General features: G+C 50.7%; 1 pseudogene. It reads left to right on the top strand.

Features of this window, described 5'->3' with window-relative positions:
• Positions 1-221: pseudogene (locus Q0975_RS28455) on the top strand (hypothetical protein); the annotation flags it as partial.

Genomic DNA, 221 nt, shown 5'->3' with positions numbered 1-221 from the left:
GGTGTAACTGGAGCTCAGGGAATACAAGGAATCACTGGAGCGCAAGGTGTAACTGGAGCACAGGGAATACAAGGAATTACTGGAGCACAAGGAGTAACTGGAGCGCAGGGAATACAAGGAATCACAGGTGCACAAGGTGTAACTGGAGCGCAGGGAATACAAGGAATCACTGGAGCGCAAGGTGTAACTGGAGCACAGGGAATACAAGGAATCACTGGAGC

It is taken from the genome of uncultured Aquimarina sp., from assembly GCF_947500065.1.
GTDB lineage: Bacteria > Bacteroidota > Bacteroidia > Flavobacteriales > Flavobacteriaceae > Aquimarina.
This window is presented reverse-complemented; position numbering and strand designations above follow the sequence as displayed.